The following is a 16,044-nucleotide window of genomic DNA, read 5'->3' as shown; positions in this document are numbered from 1 at the left end:
CACTGCTTCGCGCAGTCGCTGCCCGGCGAACGATAGCGGAGCCGGTTGACAAACCCGCAGGCGGGATCAACTATGAAAGAACACTTTCGAAACGATCCTTTCAGATAGGTGACCGATGGCCGAGCTGCCGCCGCGCAAGCGGGTCGAGGACGTCGAACTACTGCGGGCGCTGTCGCACCCGCTGCGGTCGGCGCTGCTGCACCACCTGACCTCCGTCGGGCCGCGCACCGCGAGCGAGTGCGCGGAGGCCGTCGGGTCGACCGCGTCCAACTGCAGCTGGCACCTGCGCCAGCTCGCGCAGTACGGCCTGGTCGAGCGGGCGGACGCCGAAGACGGCCGGGAGCGCCCGTGGCGGGCCCGCCAGGTCGGGCTCGACCTCGGCGACATCGACGACGACCCGGTCCGCCGAGCGGCCCAGCTCGGGGTGGTCGGCGCGAGCCTCGCCAACGAGCAGGAGCTGACCCAGCGCTACCTCGACTCCATCGACGACCTCGACCCGGCGTGGCGGTCCGCGGCCGGGCTGAGCAGCTACTCGCTGCGCGTCACGCCGGAGGAGCTGACCCGGCTCTCACACGCGATCGACGCCCTGGTCCGGCCCTACGTCGGCGCGATACGGACGGACGCGCCGCCCGGCGCGCGCCCGGTGCACGTCGGCGTGCGCGCGTTCCCGCGCATCGAACACTCGGGGAAGGCGGAGGAATGAAGCAGCTGCTGGGGGTACCCGCGTTCGCGCGGTTGTGGGTGGCCGCGTTCTTCGGCGAGACGGCCGAGTGGATGCTGCAGGTCGCGCTGCCGGTCTACGTCTTCCAGCGCACCGGGTCCGCGGCGTCGACGGCGCTGAGCATCGTGCTCGGCCTGCTGCCCGCGGTCCTGCTCAGCCCGGTCGCCGGCGTGGTCGCCGACCGCTGGAACCGGCGGGCGGTGCTGTTCGGCGTCTGCTGCGGCCTCGCCGTCGTCGCGCTGCCGCTGCTGGCCGAGCCGGGGATCGCCGTCGTGTACGCGGTGATGGCGGCTCAGGCGGCGCTCGCGTCGGTGTTCGAGCCGGCGCGCAACGCGCTGGTCCCGGAGCTGGTCGGCGTCGAGGAGGTCACCGGCGCGAACGGGCTGATGAGCGTGAACGGCAGCGTCGCCCGGCTGGCCGGCGGCTGGGCCGGGGGCGCGCTGCTGGGCTTCGGGGGACTCGCCGACGTCATCACCGGCTACCTGATCGTGCTGGTCGTCGCCGCGGGCCTGCTGGCGAAGCCGTTCCGCCGGGTGAGCGCGCCCGCGCCGGCCGCGGCACCCGAACCGGTGGTGCAAGCGTGGCTGGACGGGCTGCGGGAACTGACGCACAACCGCCGGTTGTGGCGGACCGGGCTCGCCGTGGTGCTCACCTCGCTGGCCCAGGGCATGTTCCTGGTGCTGTTCGTGGTGTTCGTGCTGCAGGTGCTCGGCGGCAGCGAGGCCGACGCGGGCCTGCTGCGCGGTGTGCAGGCGGTCGGCGGGCTCGCGGCGGGCTTCGCCATCGCGACCGTGGCGCGCCGGGTGGCGCCGGCCAGGCTGCTGGGCTGGGGCTCGATCGTGCTGGGCCTGGTCTCCGCGGTGATCTGGAACCTGGCGCTGGCGACGACCGCGCTGGGCGTCTACGTGGGGCTGTTCGTGCTGGTGGGCGCACCCGGCGTGGTCGTCGGCGCCGGCGTGCTGTCGGAGATCCAGAGCGCGGTCGCGCCGGAGCGGGCGGGCCGGGTGCTGAGCACGACGTTCGCCGTCATGGCGACGTTCAGCACCATCGGCGCGCTGGCGGCCGGGACCCTGGTCGCCACGACCGGGCCCGCGGTGCTGCTGGACGTCCAGGCCGGGGTCTACGTCCTCGCCGGCGTCCTGATGCTCGTGCGGAAAACCCGCCGAATCACCCGGTTCGGGGACGTACCCGAAAGGGTGGTGGCTACGGTGGAGGGGTGCCGCACCTCTTCGCCACCAGCGACCTCCACGTGACCCACGAGGGCAACGGCCCGATCCTCGACTCCGTCGTGCCCGAGACGCCCGCAGACTGGCTGCTCGTGGCGGGCGACGTCGCCGAGCGGGCCGACGTCACGATCGCGACGCTGAAGACGTTGCGCGAGCGGTTCGCGAAGGTCGTCTGGGTGCCGGGCAACCACGAGCTGTGGACCACGAAGAACGACGACTGCCAGCTGCGCGGCCAGGCGCGCTACGAGCACCTCGTCGAGGGGTGCCGCGAGATCGGCGTGCTCACCCCCGAGGACGAGTACCCGGTGTGGCAGTACGGTTCGCGGCCGCTGACGATCGCGCCGCTGTTCCTGCTCTACGACTACAGCTGGCGGACCCCGGCGGCGGAGGGCAAGTCGCTGGAGGAGGCGCTGCGCCAGGCCCGCGAGGCCGGCGTGGTCTGCACCGACGAGTACTTCCTGCACCCGGACCCGTACCCCAGCCGCCAGGCCTGGTGCGCCGACCGGCTGAAGATCAGCACCGAGCGGCTCGACGCGATCCCCGATGACCACGGCACGATCCTGATGTCGCACTGGCCGCTGCACCGCCACCCGACCGCGCCGCTGTACTGGCCGGAGTTCGCGTTGTGGTGCGGGTCGACCAAGACCGAGGACTGGCACCTGCGCTACCGCGCCGAGATCGCGGTGTACGGCCACCTGCACATCCCGCGCACCACCGAAGCCGACGGCGTCCGCTTCGAAGAGGTCTCGCTGGGCTACCCGCGCGAGTGGCGCAAGCGCGCCCGGGGCGCGGTGCCGATGCGCCGCATCCTCTGGCCCGCCTGAGCCGCCGCGAGGCGCACTTTCGCCGAGAAAGTGTTCCGGAGTTACGACCTCCGCATCCGGTTCACCCGAACGAGCGGGGCCGGTTCCGGCGCCGTGCGGGTCCAGACGACCTCGCCGTGGACGGACATCTCGGCCCGCGCCCGGATCGAGGTCGCCACGTCGGGACGGGTCGGCGCGACCGCGGTTTCGGTCGGCGACTTCCGGTCGGTCGCGACGGTCGCGCGGACCGGCGTGGGGGCAGTCGTCAGGACTCGGCGCGGCGGCGCTCCCTGAGTGCGCGGACGCGGCCGCGGCTGGCGCATGCCGGGGAGGGGCACCAGCGGCGTCGGCCGCCCGGGTCGGCGAACACGCCCCGGCAGTCCTGCTCCGGGCAGGCCCGCAGGTCGGCGCGCAGGGGGCCGGTGAGCCAGTCGGCCGCCTGCAGCGCGAGCCTGCTCAAGGCGTCGGCCGCCGTCGCCGGGGCGCTGCGGTGGAGCCGGTCGAGCGCGGCCAGGTGCATCGGCTCGGCCCGGAAGAACGTCGTCAGCGCCCGCACCTGATCGGCCCGCGGCGCGAGCCCGTCGACCGCGCCGAGCGCCAGTTCGCGCACCGCTTCGCGCAGCCGGTGCGCCGCCTCGACGTCGGCCTCGGTGACCCGGGCGAGGGGTGTCAGCCCGACTTCGGCGAGCCACTCGGCCAGCCGGTCCCGCGTCGGCATCCGTTCCACCGGGCTCGCCCCGAAGCAGCGGCCGCGGGTGGCCATGAGGTCGAGCCAGGGGGCGCCGCTGTCGAAGCGGAAGGCGTGATCGTCGGGCATGGTCGCAGTGTAACGGGTCAGCCGTTACACTCGACGGCATGACCGCTGAACCGCAGGTCCGGACGGTGCTGGGTGACATCGATCCGGCCGAACTGGGCGTGACGAACGCGCACGACCACCTCTTCTTCGCCTCGAAACTGCTGCCGGGCCAGGAGCTGGACGACCCGACCGCCGCCACGGAAGCGCTCCTCGAGTTCAAGGTGCGGGGCGGCTCGGCGCTCGTCCAGTGGACGCCGTACGGCCTCACGCGCCGGACCCGGGAACTCGCCTGGATGTCGCGGGAGCTCGGCGTGCACGTGGTCGCGGCCACCGGCCTGCACCGCGCGGAGCACTACGACCCGGCCGTCCTCGACCGGGTGATCGACGGCCTCGTGCGCGAGTTCGTCGCCGACCTGACCGAGGGCACCCAGCCCGCGGACCTGCCGGACGAGCCGCGCACCGGCCCGCGCGCCGGGCTGGTCAAGGTCGCCGGCGCGTTCCACACGATCGACTCCCACGCGCGGCTGACGATGACCGCCGCCGCGGTCGCCCACCAGGAGACCGGGGCCACGATCGCCGTGCACCTGGAGCTCGGCACCGCGGCGCTCGAGACGGTCCACCTGCTGTGCGAGCAGCTGGACGTGCCGCCGGAGAGCGTGATCCTCGGGCACCTCAACCGCAACCCCGACGCGCGCCTCCAGCGGGAGATCGCCGAAACCGGCGTCTTCCTCGGGTTCGACGGCCCGTCGCGGGCCAATCACGCCACCGACTGGCAGCTCTTCGACGGCCTGGAAGCGCTCGTCGAGGCCGGCCACGGCGGGCAGATCCTGCTGGGCGGCGACACGACGACCGCCGCGGCCCGGCGGCAGCCGGGGGCGTCCTACCTGCTCACGACGCTCGCCCCGCGGCTCACCGAGCTGCTCGGCGGCGACGTCGTCACGGCCATGCTGGTGGCGAACCCCGCCCGGGCGTTCGCCACCAGCTGGCTCAAGTGACCTGGCGCAGGTGACTCAGCGGAGGCCGAAGCCTTCCTGGCCCCCGTTGCCGCCGCGGCCGCGGCGGCGCAGGTAGCGCTCGAACTCGGCGGCGATCTTGTCGCCGCTGACGTCCTGCTCCGCGACCTCGGTCTGCGCGTCGCCGCGCTCCTCGAGCCCGCGGACGTACTCGCTGATCTCTTCGTCCTCGTCGGCCATCTCGCTGACCGTGCGCTGCCACTCCTCGGACTGCTCCGGCAGCGCGCCCAGCGGGATCTCGACGTCGAGGATGTCCTCAAGCTTGTGCAGCAGCGCCAGCGTCGCCTTCGGGGACGGCGGGTGCGACACGTAGTGCGGCACCGCGGCCCAGATCGAGACGGCCGGGATGCCGGCCTGGACGCAGTAGTCCTGCAGGATCCCGACGATGCCGGTCGGGCCCTGGTAGTTGTTCAGGTCGAGCCCGTAGAGCGACGCGGTGTCCTTGTCGTACGCCGTCCCGGTGACCGGGACGGGCCGGGTGTGCGCCGTGTCGGCGAGCAGCGCGCCCAGCGTCACCACGGTCGCGACGTCCAGCTGCTGGATGTGTTCGAGCAGTTCGGCGCAGAAGGCGCGCCAGCGCATGTTCGGCTCGGGGCCCTGCACGAGGACCACGTCGCGGTCGAACCCGTCGGGGCGGCACACCGACAACGTCGTCGTCGGCCAGTCGACGCGGCGGGTGACGCCGTCGACCATGCGGACCGTGGGCCTGCTGACCTGGAAGTCGTAGTAGTCGTCCGGTTCCAGCTCGGCCAGTGGTGTGGCGTCCCAGTTGAGCTGCAGGTGCTCCACGGCGCGGCTGGCCGCGTCACCTGCGTCGTTCCAGCCTTCGAAGGCGACCACCATCAAGGGCCGGGAGGGTTCGGGGCGGTCGCCAGGCGGCCGCGGGGTCTCGTCGACGGGCTCACTCACCGGACCAGCCTACGACCACCGGGCCCAGGCTGTTCAGCACGTCCGGCGGCCTGTCGCCGCCGTTTACCGCCGTCACCCGTCCGGACGGCGCACCGCCGGCCTTCCTCCGGCGGTGTGGCGGGCGCCTCAGCCGCCCCGATGGCCGTCGAGGAGTTCTCCCGGCTCGGCTACCGTGGAGTGCGGGGACCGCGCCCGGAGCGGAAACCCCGGCACTTTCACCACCCGACCCCGGAGAGGGATCCACTGTGGACGGTCTCGACGCCGTGTTGTTCGACATGGACGGAACACTGGTCGATTCCGAGAAACTGTGGGACGTCGCGTTGTACGAGACGGCGGAAGCCCTGGGCGGCAAGCTCTCCGAAGAGACGCGGATGACGCTCGTCGGGTCCAACATGGACGACACGGCCGCCTGCCTGCTCGAGGTCGCCGGCCGTGAGGTCACGCCGGAGGCGATCGTCGAAGCGGGCGTGCTGATCCGGCGCCGCACGGCCGGGCTGTTCGACGACGCGCTGCCGTGGCGCCCCGGGGCCCGCGAAGTGCTGGCCGCCGTGCGCGCGGCGGGCCTGCGCTCGGCCCTGGTCACCTCCACCGAGCGTGACCTGACCGAGCTGGCGCTGAACACCATCGGCCGCGAGTTCTTCGACGTCTCCGTGTGCGGCGACGAGGTCGAGGGGTTCAACAAGCCGCACCCGCGCCCGTACCTCAAGGCCGCCGAGCTGCTCGGCGTCGCGCCCGGGCGCTGCGTCGCGATCGAGGACTCGCCGCCGGGCACCGCGTCGGCGGTCGCCGCCGGCTGCACGGTGCTGGTGATCCCGAACGATGTCGACGTCGAGCCGGGGGAGCGGCGCGTCTTCCGCGACACGCTCGTGGGCGTCGACGCGCGGGCGCTGACGGCCCTGCTCGGCTGAGCACCCCCATGTCGCTTTTCCGCTAGCCGGGGCGCGCGGACTCGGCGATGCTGGGGGCGTGCACGAAGACTTCGAGCGGTGCGTGCGGGCCGTGCAGGCGAAGGACGCCCGGTTCGACGGGTGGTTCTTCACGGCGGTCGTGACGACCCGGATCTACTGCCGGCCCAGCTGCCCGGTGGTGCCGCCCAAACCGCGGAACATGACCTTCTACCCGAGCGCGGCGGCCGCCCAGCAGGCCGGCTTCCGGGCGTGCAAGCGCTGCCGCCCGGACGCCAGCCCGGGCTCGCCGCTGTGGAACGAGCGCGCGGACCTCGTCGCCCGGGCGATGCGGCTGATCGCCGACGGCGTCGTCGACACCGAGGGCGTCCGCGGCCTCGCCGACCGCCTCGGCTACAGCGTCCGGCAGGTCGAGCGCCAAGTCTTGGCGGAACTCGGCGCCGGGCCGCTGGCCCTGGCCCGGGCCCAGCGCGCGCAGACCGCGCGGACGCTCATCGAGACGACCACGCTGCCGATGACCGAGCTGGCCCTGGCCGCCGGGTTCGGCAGCATCCGGACGTTCAACGACACCGTCCGCGAGGTGTTCGCCCTCTCGCCGACCGAGCTGCGCACCCGGGCCAAGGGCAAGCCGGGCGCCGCGGCCGGGGCGATCGAGCTGCGGCTGCCCTTCCGCAAGCCGCTGTGCCCGGACAACCTCTTCGGGCACCTGGTGGCCACCGGCGTGCCGGGCGTCGAGGAGTGGCGTGACGGCGCCTACCGCCGCACGCTGCGGCTGCCGCGCGGGCACGGCGTCGTCGCGCTGCGTCCTGAGGACGGTCACATCGCCTGCCGGCTGACGCTCGCCGACCTGCGCGACCTCCCGGCCGCCACCAGCCGCTGCCGCCGTCTGCTCGACCTCGACGCGGACCCGGAAGCCGTCGACGACCAGCTCGCCACCGACCCGCTGCTGGCCCCGCTGGTCGCGGCCGCGCCGGGCCGGCGCGTCCCGCGCACGGTCGACGGCGCCGAGTTCGCCGTCCGCGCGGTGCTCGGCCAGCAGGTGTCGACGGCCGCCGCGCGCACCCACGCCGCCCGGCTCGTCGTCGCGCACGGCACCCCGATCGAAGACCCCGAAGGCGGCCTGACGCACCTGTTCCCGTCTCCCGAGGCGCTGGCCGACCTGGACCCGGAGACGCTCGCCATGCCGCGCAGCCGCCGGCGCACGCTGCTCGCCCTGGTCGAGGCGCTGACCGGCGGCGGCCTCGACCTCGGCGCGGGCAGCGACTGGGCCGGGACCCGCGCCGCGCTGAACGCGTTGCCCGGCTTCGGGCCGTGGACCGTCGAGAGCATCGCGATGCGCTCGCTCGGCGACCCGGACGCGTTCCTGCCCACCGACCTCGGCATCAAGTACGCGGCGGAGACCCTCGGCCTCGGCGGCCCGGCGGCCGTCGTCGCGCGGTCGGCGGCGTGGCGCCCGTGGCGCGCGTACGCCACCCAGCACCTGTGGGCCACCGGCGACCACGCCATCAACCGCATGCCCGCCGCCTGACCCGCCCACGACAGGAGAATCATGCGTTCCCACACGGTGGTGGACAGCCCGTGCGGCCCGCTCACCCTCGTCGCCCAGGGCGACGCGCTCTGCGGGCTGTACATGGTCCAGCAGCGCCATCGCCCGGACGAGCTCACCTTCGGCGAACCCGGCCCGGGCGCGGAGATCTTCGTGCGGGCCGAAACCGAGCTGAAGGAGTACTTCGCCGGGCAGCGCCACGAGTTCGAGGTGCCGCTGACCTTCGTGGGCACGCCGTTCCAGCAACGGGTCTGGGCCGCGCTGCGGGAGATCCCTTACGGCAGCACCACTTCCTACGGCGAGCTGGCCGACCGGCTGGGGCAGCCCACGGCGTCGCGCGCGGTCGGGCTGGCCAACGGCAAGAACCCGGTCAGCATCATCGTTCCGTGCCACCGCGTCGTCGGCGCGAGTGGTTCGCTGACCGGCTACGGCGGCGGCCTCGAACGGAAGCGCTACCTGCTGGACTTCGAACAGGAGCACGAAGCCCGTTTCTGACCAGCGTCGCTCCCACCCCTCGGGAGCTGATGTCCACGAAGGTGTGACGTCGGCGGCACCGGGACCGGCCCGGGGCGGCGTCACCCCGGCCGGGGTGGAAGGATCTGCAGACCGTGAAGACCTTCGATGAGCTGTTCGCGGAGCTTGCCGAGCGCGCGCGTACCCGTCCCGACGGGTCCGGCACCGTCGCCGCCCTGGACGCCGGAGTGCACGCCCAGGGCAAGAAGGTGCTGGAGGAAGCCGGCGAGGTGTGGATCGCCGCCGAGCACGAGTCCGACGACCGGCTCGCCGAGGAGATCTCCCAGCTGCTGTACCGGCTGCAGGTGCTGATGCTCGGCCGCGGTCTGTCGACCGAGGACGTCTACCGCTACCTGTGACGGGTGGTCCACCGCTGAACGAGGAGAGAAGCGAAATGCTGCGTGTTGCCGTGCCGAACAAGGGAGCCCTCGCCGCCACGGCGACGGAGATGCTCGGCGAGGCGGGCTACCGGAAGCGGCATGAGCAGCGCGACCTGACGATCCTCGACACGGTCAACGAGGTCGAGTTCTTCTTCCTGCGCCCCAAGGACATCGCGATCTACGTCGGCTCCGGCGACCTCGACCTCGGCATCACCGGCCGCGACCTCGCGCTCGACTCGGGCGCGCCGGTCGAAGAGATCCAGGCCCTCGGTTTCGGCGGCTCGACGTTCCGCTACGCGGCCCCGGTGGGCCAGGACTGGAAGCCGGCCGATCTGCAGGGCAAGCGGCTCGCCACGTCGTACCCGCGGCTGGTGCGCGAGGACCTCGCCCGTCACGGCGTCACCGCCGAGGTGATCCGCCTCGACGGCGCGGTCGAGATCTCGATCCAGCTCGGGGTCGCGGACGCGATCGCCGACGTCGTCGAGTCCGGCCGGTCGCTGCGCCAGAACAACCTGGTGGCCTTCGGCGATCCGATCTGCGTGTCGGAAGCCGTGCTGCTGCAGCGCAAGGGCACCGAGCGGAGCAAGGCGAAGAGCCAGCTCGCGGCGCGGCTGCGGGGGGTCGTGTTCGCCCAGCAGTACCTGATGCTGGACTACGACTGCCCGCGCACGCTCGTCGAGCGCGCCATCGCCATCACGCCGGGCCTGGAGTCGCCGACGGTGGCCCCGCTCGCCGACGACGACTGGGTGGCGGTGCGCGCGATGGTGTCGCGCAAGGACGTCAACCGCGTCATGGACGAACTGGCCGAGGTGGGCGCGAAGGCGATCCTGGCCTCGGACATCCGCTCCTGCCGCCTCTGAGTCCTTGCCGGTCGTGGGTGTTCAGGGCGGTTCCAACTGCCCTGAACACCCACGACGGGGTCAGCGGGGGCGGTGCGGCTTCTTCGGCAGCAGGTCGTAGAGGCCCTTGCGGGCGCCGTTGTCGTTGGCGTTGCGGGCCACCGAGACCTCGGAGATGAAGTCCTCGAAGACGAACTCCTCGTCGGCCGGGATCACCGCGGGCGCCGAGTTCTGCTCCAGGTAGGTGTCGAGCGTGCCCGCGATCTCGCGGAACGACAGCGCCTGCAGCGTTTCCGGGGCGTAGGTCGTCACCGGGACGCCGTGGGCGGCGGCCTCGTTCATCACCACGCCCAGCGGCAGGTGCGACAGCATCGGGATGCCGAACTCGTACATCTCCTGCAGCGCCGCGGCGGCGTAGTGCGAGATCGGCCGCCGGTAGAGGCTCGGCACCAGCCCGAACCACGACAGCGGCTGCCGGCCGACGGTCTGCTCGACGTAGCGCACCTGGTCCGCCAGCAGCCGCAGCGCGCGGATGCTCGTCTTGTCCGGCTGCACCGGGACCAGTATCCCGTGCGACGCCGCCAGCGCGTTGTTCGTCAGCACGTCGAGCGCCGGCGGGCAGTCGATGATGCAGTGGTCGTAGTTGGCGAACTGGATGACCCGGGCCAGCTGCCAGCCGGGCACGCGGAACGAGTCGAGCCGCCGGATCAGGTCGAACATCCCCGGCGACGTCGGGATGACGTCGAGCGCGCCGCCGCGGCCCAGGTTGCTGCGCGGGTGCGGCACGACGAGGTCTTCGATCGGCCCCTTCCACTTCTTGGCCAGGGCTTTCGCCAGGGTCGGCGCGTCCCCGCGGACCTCGGCCAGGCCGAGCATCTCGGTCGTCGCGTGGCCCTGCGGGTCGAGGTCGACCAGCAGCACCCGCCGGCCGCGCTCGGCCAAGGCCGCCGCGGTGCCGACGCTCAGCGAGGTCTTGCCGACCCCGCCCTTCTGGTTGACCACCGAGGTGATCTGCATGCCGGAGCGCTCCTCATGTCGGTCGTTCCGCGAAGGTTATTGGATGCGGGCCCGTTGTGGTTGGCTATCCGCCCCCGGCCTGTCGCGGACGCACCATCAGCGCCTGCGCGCCGGTGGCCACCGGACCGTCGCCGTCGTGCAGGATGCTCGTCGCCGTGCCGACGCCGTGCTTGCCGACCAGCGTGACGGCGTCGAGGCCGATCCACTCGCCCGCAGGCGGCCGGCGCAGGTGCACGGTGAGCTCGGAGTTGATGAACCACCACTGCCGCGGGTCGAGGTAGTTGGACACGCCGTTGCCGGAGTCGGCGACCGCGAACAGTCGCTGCAGCCCGCTCGGCTCCTCGCCGTCGACCAGCGGGACGCGCTGGCGGGCCCACACCGCGGCCGAGCCGGGCACGTCCATGCCGCCGCGGACCGCGCGCCACTCCAGCGCGTCGAGGTAGCCGCCGTTCCAGCCCTCCGGCCAGGCCGACTCCGCCACGGTGTCCGGCGCCGGCAGCAGCGGGCCGCCGTCGGTGCTCACCGCCGCGGTGTCGGACGTCGCGATGCGCCACGCCGACGCGCGCGCGACGACCCGCTCGCTCGTCGCCAGCTCGGCCTGCAGCAGCTCCACCGACCGGCCGGGCCGCTCCACCCGGGCGCGCACCAGCAGCTCGGTCACCGGCGCCGGGCCGAGGATCTCGACGGTCACCCGCGCGAGCTCCGCGGGGTGGTGCGGTTCGACGTTTTCGAGCGCCCGCACCAGCAGCGCCGACGGCGGCCCGAAGTGCTGGGAGTCCGGGGTCCACGGCCCGGCCGTGTGCGCGGTCGCGGTGAACCGGCCCTCGCCGTGGGGGACGTAGAACGCGTCGGCCATCAGTCGGCCCGGTCCAGCGGCGTCTCTTCGCCGGCGTCGGGTTCCGGCCAGCCGGGGTACGCCGGTGGGGTGCCGCCGTACTCGGGGCAGTGCGCCTGGTGGTCGCACCAGTTGCACAGCTTGCTCTTGTTCGGCCGGAAGTCGCCGGTCTTGCCCGCCTTGAGGATGGCCTGCCAGATGGCTTCCAGGGTCCGCTCGAAGCGGATCAGCTCGGCCTCGTCCGGGGTGTAGGCCAGCGACTGGCCGTCGGTCAGGTACATCAGCTTCAGCTGGCGCGGCACGATCCCGCGCAGCCGCCACAGCACCACGGCGTAGAACTTCATCTGGAACATCGCCTTGGCTTCGCCGATTTCCCGCGGCGCGGCCCCGGTCTTGTAGTCGACGACCCGGATCTCGCCGGTGGGAGCGACGTCGACGCGGTCGATGTAGCCGCGCAGCAGCACCCCCGAGCCGAGCTCGATCTCGACGTGCAGCTCGCACGCCTCCGGTTCGAGCCGCCGCGGGTCTTCGAGGCCGAAGTAGGCGTCCAGGAGCTTCTCGGCCGACCGCAGCCAGTCGGCGTGGTCGTCCGGCTTCGCGGCGTCGAACAGCTCGGTCCACTCCGGACGGTCCTCGGACAGCTCGGTCCACGCCGGGCCCAGCAGTTCGCGGGCCTTCGGCGGCACCCGTTCGCCGGCGGGCAGCGCGAAGAGCCGTTCCAGTACCGAGTGGACGAGCGTGCCGCGCAGCTGGGCCTTCGTCGGGACCTCCGGCAGCCGGTCGACCGCGCGGAACCGGTAGAGCAGCGGGCACTGCTTGAAGTCACTGGCCCGGGACGGCGACAACGCGGGCCGCCGCCGCACCCGCGTGGCGACGGCGGAGTCCGCGGCGTCCATGGGGGTGAGCGGGTCCGTGGTGACAGTGTCGGCGTCGGGCATGGGCAGAGCGTAACGCCGGGGTCCGACAGTTCCGGCGACCGCAACGCCCGGCACCGGTACCCGTGCGGCGAACTCGCGTGCCCGGACGGTCGGTTCGCGTGCCTGGCGGGTCGGGCCGGCGGTCGGGTGGGGGTGACACGACCCGGTCGCGGGCGGGGCCGGATCACCCGCTCCTGACACCGGGGGCTCTAGGCTCTGCGGCATGGCCGCGACCAGTGAGCAGGGCACCGGGGGCTCCCGGCAGGCCGTCCTCGGCGACGGCGGCGGCCTCGTGCTGTTCCGCGTCGCCGGTGTCCCGGTGCTGCTGGCGCCGTCCTGGTGGATCGGCTCGCTGATCGTCGTCGTCCTGTACGCGCCGCTGGTCGAGCGGCTGCTCCCGGACGTCTCCACGCTGATGTCGTGGCTGCTGGCCGCGGCGTTCGCGTTGCTGCTGGGGTTGTCGGTGCTCGCCCACGAGCTCGGCCACTGCCTCGTCGCGCTGAGATTGGGCATCCCGGTGCGGCGCCTGCGGCTGTTCCTCCTCGGCGGCCTGTCCGAGGTCGCCCGCACCCCGAAACGGCCGAGCGACGAAGGCCTGGTGGCCGCGGCCGGCCCGGCGGTGTCGCTGGTGCTGGGCGGGTTCTGCGGGCTGCTGATGTTCGCCGTGCCGCCGGGCGGCGCGGTCTGGTTGCTGATCGCCGAATGCTCCGTGGCGAACCTCGCCGTCGGCGTCTTCAACCTCCTGCCCGGTCTCCCGCTCGACGGCGGGCGGCTGGTCCGCGCCGGCGTCTGGGCGGCCACCGGCATCCGCGCCAAGGGCACCCGCGCCGCGGTGGGCGGCGGCGCGGTCGTGGCGGCGGGACTGCTCGTGTGGGCCCTGTGGGGCCTCGCGACGGCGAGCCCCGACCGCTGGCTGCGCCTGGGTGTCTGCGTCGTCACGGCGTGGTTCGTCGTCCTCGGCGCGCGGTCCGAGCTGGCCGCCGAACGGCGGCGCGGCTGGCCCGAGGGCTTGGTGCTGGGCGAGCTGGTCCGGCCCGTGCTGCAGCTGCCGGCGGAGAGCCCGGTGTCGGACGCGCTGGCCGCGTCGGCGGGCCGGGGCGTAGTGCTGGTCCGCGCGGACGGCGTCGCGGCCGGGCTGCTGGACGAGGGCGCGGCGGAGCGGCTGGCGAGCACGTCGCCGCACGCGCCGGCCGAGCTGGCGGCCGAGCCGATCCGCGCCGAGACCGTCCTGCTGGCCTCCGAGCCGGGGGAGGAGATCGTCGAGCGGGTCCGCGAGACCCCGGCGTGGCAGTTCCTCGTCGTCGACGACGAAGGCCGGCCGGCGGGCGTGCTGCGCCGGGACGACCTGCGCGCCGCGCTGCACCGCCGTACCCGCTGACCCCGCGGCCCGGGCGGCCTGCGAAGATCTGTCGTCGGTCAAACGGCAAGAGGCCATTCGGGGTACTGGAGGAAGTGTTGTCGGTCAGCGGACCGTTTCGTGCGGGTGATCGGGTGCAGTTGACCGACTCGAAGGGGCGGCACTACACCCTGACGCTGGCCGACGGCGGTGAGTACCACACCCACCGCGGCGGCCTCGCCCACGACGACCTCATCGGCCGTCCCGAAGGCTCGGTCGTGACCTCGGTGGGCGGCTCGACGTACCTGGCGCTGCGCCCGCTGCTGCCGGACTACGTGCTCTCGATGCCCCGCGGCGCGCAGGTGATCTACCCGAAGGACGCCGCCCAGATCGTCATGTGGGGCGACATCTTCCCGGGCGCGCGGGTGCTCGAGGCGGGCGCCGGTTCCGGCGCGCTGACGTGCTCGCTGCTGCGCGCGGTCGGCCCGGCCGGGCAGGTGAGCTCGTACGAGATCCGCGACGACCACGCGGTGCACGCCGAGCACAACGTCGTGAAGTTCTTCGGCGAGAAGCCGGCGAACTGGACGCTGACGGTCGCGGACCTGGCCACGCACGAGGGCGAGGTCGACCGGGTCGTGCTGGACATGCTGGCCCCGTGGGACCAGCTCCCGAACGTCGCCGCGCACCTCGTCCCCGGCGGCGTGCTGACGGTCTACGTCGCGACGGTCACGCAGCTTTCGCGCGTCACGGAGTCGTTGCGCGAGCAGCAGTGCTGGACCGAGCCGGAGTCGTGGGAGACGCTGATGCGGCCGTGGCACGTGGTCAGCCTGGCGGTCCGCCCCGACCACCGCATGGTGGCGCACACGGCGTTCCTGCTGACGGCGCGCCGGCTGGCGGACGGCACGGTCTCCCCGCGCGTGTCGCGGCGCCCGGCCAAGGGCAAGGGCTGAGCTAGCCCGGCACGCACCACTTCCCGCTCTCCTTGTGCAGCGGGAACGGGGTGTCCTTCGTGCCGCCCGCGGCCTCGACGTGCACCACCGCCGTCGCCGACTCGCCGCGCAGTTCCGGGGGCTTCGGCAGGCTCGCCTTCACCTCGCCCGCCGCGTCCCACGTCCGCTGCAGCCCGGCCAGGGCCTCGGTGGTCTGCGGGCGGCAGGTGAGCTCGCCGAACGCCGCCGAGTCGTGCCGGGAGATCGCGGCGACGATCGCGTCGGCCAGCACCTTCACCGCCGCCGCGTCGACGGCGTCCGGGGGCGGGGCCGTGGACGTGCGGGCCGGCGCTGGCGGCGTGGCCGACGGCGGGGGCGTGCTGCCGGACGGTGCCACGAGCAGCAGTCCCAGCACGACACCCACGACCGCCACGCCGGCCAGGACGAGCCCGGCGGTGAGCGCGCGGTTCACCGCCGGCGCGGCCTCACGAGCCGTCCGCCTTGACGTTGGACAGGCACCAGAGACCGGACTCCTTGGCCGCCGACATCGTGCCGACCTTGGTCGCCGCGCCGTCGGTGGCCGAGTAGCGGACCGTGGACTTGTCGCCGACGTCCTTCGGGTCTTCGGTGAGCTTCACCGTCACCTTGGGGATCTGGCCGGTCGTGCCTTCGTAGACGCTGCGGCAGATGACGTCGCCGAGCGCCTTCTCGTCACCCGCGTTGTACGCGTCGATCGTCGAGGCGAACAGCTCCTGCGAGCTGGGCTTGCCGCCGGGAGCGGGGCCGCCGACCGGCTTCGTGGTCTTCGTCGACGGGCTGCTCGGCGTGGTGCTCTTCTTCGGGGTGGTCTTCGGCGCCGACGTCGGCGCCGGGGAGCTGCTGCTCGCCGGCGGCGCGGCCGTGGTGCTGTCGTCCCCGTTGAGGGCCAGCACCAGCGCCGTCACGCCACCGCCGACGACGATGACCGCGCCCACGGCGATGCCGATGATGAGCCCGGTTTTCTTCTTCTTGGGCGGCGGCCCGTCACCGAAGCCGCCACCGCCGCCGCCGTACGGGTCGTAGCCGCCGTAGTTCTGCTGGTTCGGGTCGTACCCGCCCGGCTGCTGCTGGCCCCACTGGTCCTGCTGCCCGCCGTACGGGGGCTGAGCGCCCGGCTGCGGCGGGTAACCGCCCTGCTGCGGCTGCTGGCCGTAGGGATCCGGCTGGCCGAACTGCTGCGTGCCGCCGTAGCCCGGCTGGGACTGGGGTCCGCTCTGGGGGTAGCCGCCCGGCTGCTGACCGTAGGGCCCGGGCTGCTGCCCGTAGCCGCCGGGCTGCTGGCCGTAGCCGCCCGGTTGCTGCGGCGGGTAGGTCATGTGT

At 73.4% G+C, this 16,044-nt stretch carries 18 protein-coding genes; 11 read left to right on the top strand and 7 right to left on the bottom strand.

What is annotated here, in order from left to right:
- Positions 1-115: 115 nt before the first annotated feature.
- The 3 genes from MUY22_RS37495 to MUY22_RS37485 are packed head-to-tail and all read left to right on the top strand — an operon-like array spanning position 116 to position 2,771.
- Positions 116-703 (top strand): helix-turn-helix transcriptional regulator, encoded by a 588-nt coding sequence (locus tag MUY22_RS37495; RefSeq protein ID WP_247051915.1) that lies wholly within the window; start codon positions 116-118, stop codon positions 701-703.
- Positions 700-1,974, top strand: coding sequence for an MFS transporter (locus tag MUY22_RS37490; RefSeq protein WP_247051914.1), 1,275 nt, complete (start codon positions 700-702; stop codon positions 1,972-1,974). The genes MUY22_RS37495 and MUY22_RS37490 overlap by 4 nt, the downstream gene beginning before the upstream one ends.
- Positions 1,938-2,771 carry a metallophosphoesterase gene (locus MUY22_RS37485; protein ID WP_247051913.1) on the top strand — a complete coding sequence of 278 codons (834 nt, stop codon included), beginning with the start codon at positions 1,938-1,940 and terminating at the stop codon, positions 2,769-2,771. The genes MUY22_RS37490 and MUY22_RS37485 overlap by 37 nt, the downstream gene beginning before the upstream one ends.
- 244 nt (positions 2,772-3,015) lie before the next feature.
- Here MUY22_RS37485 and MUY22_RS37480 read toward each other — a convergent pair whose 3' ends face one another.
- Positions 3,016-3,567, bottom strand: a complete 552-nt coding sequence (locus MUY22_RS37480) for an ABATE domain-containing protein (protein WP_247051912.1) — start codon at positions 3,565-3,567, stop codon at positions 3,016-3,018.
- Between the two features lie 38 nt (positions 3,568-3,605).
- On the opposite strand from MUY22_RS37480, the gene MUY22_RS37475 reads away from it, so the two are divergent.
- Positions 3,606-4,541, top strand: a complete 936-nt coding sequence (locus tag MUY22_RS37475) for a phosphotriesterase (RefSeq protein ID WP_247051911.1) — start codon at positions 3,606-3,608, stop codon at positions 4,539-4,541.
- A 15-nt stretch (positions 4,542-4,556) separates the two neighbouring features.
- Here MUY22_RS37475 and MUY22_RS37470 read toward each other — a convergent pair whose 3' ends face one another.
- The gene (locus MUY22_RS37470) at positions 4,557-5,468 is read right to left on the bottom strand and encodes a PAC2 family protein (protein WP_247051910.1); all 912 of its coding nucleotides are present in this window, start codon (positions 5,466-5,468) and stop codon (positions 4,557-4,559) included.
- Positions 5,469-5,743: 275 nt separating this feature from the next.
- Between MUY22_RS37470 and MUY22_RS37465 the strand changes: the two genes are divergently transcribed.
- From MUY22_RS37465 to hisG, 5 genes are all read left to right on the top strand, one after another.
- Positions 5,744-6,376, top strand: a complete 633-nt coding sequence (locus tag MUY22_RS37465; protein ID WP_247064304.1) for an HAD family phosphatase — start codon at positions 5,744-5,746, stop codon at positions 6,374-6,376.
- Between the two features lie 58 nt (positions 6,377-6,434).
- Positions 6,435-7,901 carry an AlkA N-terminal domain-containing protein gene (locus MUY22_RS37460; protein ID WP_247051909.1) on the top strand — a complete coding sequence of 489 codons (1,467 nt, stop codon included), beginning with the start codon at positions 6,435-6,437 and terminating at the stop codon, positions 7,899-7,901.
- A gap of 21 nt (positions 7,902-7,922) precedes the next feature.
- Positions 7,923-8,414, top strand: a complete 492-nt coding sequence (locus tag MUY22_RS37455) for a methylated-DNA--[protein]-cysteine S-methyltransferase (RefSeq protein ID WP_247051908.1) — start codon at positions 7,923-7,925, stop codon at positions 8,412-8,414.
- A 113-nt stretch (positions 8,415-8,527) separates the two neighbouring features.
- Positions 8,528-8,791, top strand: coding sequence for a phosphoribosyl-ATP diphosphatase (locus tag MUY22_RS37450; RefSeq protein WP_247051907.1), 264 nt, complete (start codon positions 8,528-8,530; stop codon positions 8,789-8,791).
- Positions 8,792-8,826: 35 nt separating this feature from the next.
- Positions 8,827-9,672 carry an ATP phosphoribosyltransferase gene (gene hisG / locus MUY22_RS37445; protein WP_247051906.1) on the top strand — a complete coding sequence of 282 codons (846 nt, stop codon included), beginning with the start codon at positions 8,827-8,829 and terminating at the stop codon, positions 9,670-9,672.
- A gap of 60 nt (positions 9,673-9,732) precedes the next feature.
- Here hisG and MUY22_RS37440 read toward each other — a convergent pair whose 3' ends face one another.
- The 3 genes from MUY22_RS37440 to MUY22_RS37430 form a co-directional block, all read right to left on the bottom strand.
- Complete coding sequence (locus tag MUY22_RS37440) at positions 9,733-10,668, bottom strand: ParA family protein (protein WP_247051905.1); 936 nt, start codon at positions 10,666-10,668, stop codon at positions 9,733-9,735.
- 64 nt (positions 10,669-10,732) lie between these two features.
- Positions 10,733-11,524 carry a thioesterase family protein gene (locus MUY22_RS37435; RefSeq protein WP_247051904.1) on the bottom strand — a complete coding sequence of 264 codons (792 nt, stop codon included), beginning with the start codon at positions 11,522-11,524 and terminating at the stop codon, positions 10,733-10,735.
- Positions 11,524-12,441, bottom strand: coding sequence for a RecB family exonuclease (locus tag MUY22_RS37430; RefSeq protein WP_247051903.1), 918 nt, complete (start codon positions 12,439-12,441; stop codon positions 11,524-11,526). The genes MUY22_RS37435 and MUY22_RS37430 overlap by 1 nt, the downstream gene beginning before the upstream one ends.
- A gap of 202 nt (positions 12,442-12,643) precedes the next feature.
- Here MUY22_RS37430 and MUY22_RS37425 point away from each other — a divergent pair, with 202 nt between their 5' ends.
- Together MUY22_RS37425 and MUY22_RS37420 are read left to right on the top strand one after the other, a co-directional pair.
- Positions 12,644-13,798, top strand: a complete 1,155-nt coding sequence (locus MUY22_RS37425; RefSeq protein ID WP_247051902.1) for a site-2 protease family protein — start codon at positions 12,644-12,646, stop codon at positions 13,796-13,798.
- A gap of 77 nt (positions 13,799-13,875) precedes the next feature.
- Positions 13,876-14,706, top strand: coding sequence for a tRNA (adenine-N1)-methyltransferase (locus MUY22_RS37420; protein WP_247051901.1), 831 nt, complete (start codon positions 13,876-13,878; stop codon positions 14,704-14,706).
- A gap of 1 nt (position 14,707) precedes the next feature.
- Here the strand turns inward: MUY22_RS37420 and MUY22_RS37415 are convergent, their stop codons facing one another.
- Positions 14,708-15,157, bottom strand: coding sequence for a hypothetical protein (locus MUY22_RS37415; protein WP_247051900.1), 450 nt, complete (start codon positions 15,155-15,157; stop codon positions 14,708-14,710).
- A gap of 13 nt (positions 15,158-15,170) precedes the next feature.
- Positions 15,171-16,040 (bottom strand): hypothetical protein, encoded by an 870-nt coding sequence (locus MUY22_RS37410; protein ID WP_247051899.1) that lies wholly within the window; start codon positions 16,038-16,040, stop codon positions 15,171-15,173.
- Between the last annotated feature and the right edge of the window lie 4 nt (positions 16,041-16,044).

The organism is Amycolatopsis sp. WQ 127309, from assembly GCF_023023025.1.
Classification (GTDB): Bacteria; Actinomycetota; Actinomycetes; order Mycobacteriales; family Pseudonocardiaceae; genus Amycolatopsis.
Note: the sequence above shows the minus strand (reverse complement) of the source record. Positions and strands in the feature narration are given on the sequence as shown.

Bases quoted from the DNA above. Each gene is read 5' to 3' on its own strand.
- MUY22_RS37475 (WP_247051911.1), top strand. From the start codon at position 3,606: ATGACCGCTGAACCGCAGGTCCGGACGGTGCTGGGTGACATCGATCCG.
- hisG (WP_247051906.1), top strand. From the start codon at position 8,827: ATGCTGCGTGTTGCCGTGCCGAACAAGGGAGCCCTCGCCGCCACGGCG.
- MUY22_RS37410 (WP_247051899.1), bottom strand. From the start codon at position 16,040: ATGACCTACCCGCCGCAGCAACCGGGCGGCTACGGCCAGCAGCCCGGC.
- MUY22_RS37465 (WP_247064304.1), top strand. From the start codon at position 5,744: ATGGACGGAACACTGGTCGATTCCGAGAAACTGTGGGACGTCGCGTTG.
- MUY22_RS37490 (WP_247051914.1), top strand. From the start codon at position 700: ATGAAGCAGCTGCTGGGGGTACCCGCGTTCGCGCGGTTGTGGGTGGCC.
- MUY22_RS37425 (WP_247051902.1), top strand. From the start codon at position 12,644: ATGGCCGCGACCAGTGAGCAGGGCACCGGGGGCTCCCGGCAGGCCGTC.
- MUY22_RS37435 (WP_247051904.1), bottom strand. From the start codon at position 11,524: ATGGCCGACGCGTTCTACGTCCCCCACGGCGAGGGCCGGTTCACCGCG.
- MUY22_RS37480 (WP_247051912.1), bottom strand. From the start codon at position 3,567: ATGCCCGACGATCACGCCTTCCGCTTCGACAGCGGCGCCCCCTGGCTC.
- MUY22_RS37455 (WP_247051908.1), top strand. From the start codon at position 7,923: ATGCGTTCCCACACGGTGGTGGACAGCCCGTGCGGCCCGCTCACCCTC.
- MUY22_RS37495 (WP_247051915.1), top strand. From the start codon at position 116: ATGGCCGAGCTGCCGCCGCGCAAGCGGGTCGAGGACGTCGAACTACTG.
- MUY22_RS37440 (WP_247051905.1), bottom strand. From the start codon at position 10,668: ATGCAGATCACCTCGGTGGTCAACCAGAAGGGCGGGGTCGGCAAGACC.
- MUY22_RS37430 (WP_247051903.1), bottom strand. From the start codon at position 12,441: ATGCCCGACGCCGACACTGTCACCACGGACCCGCTCACCCCCATGGAC.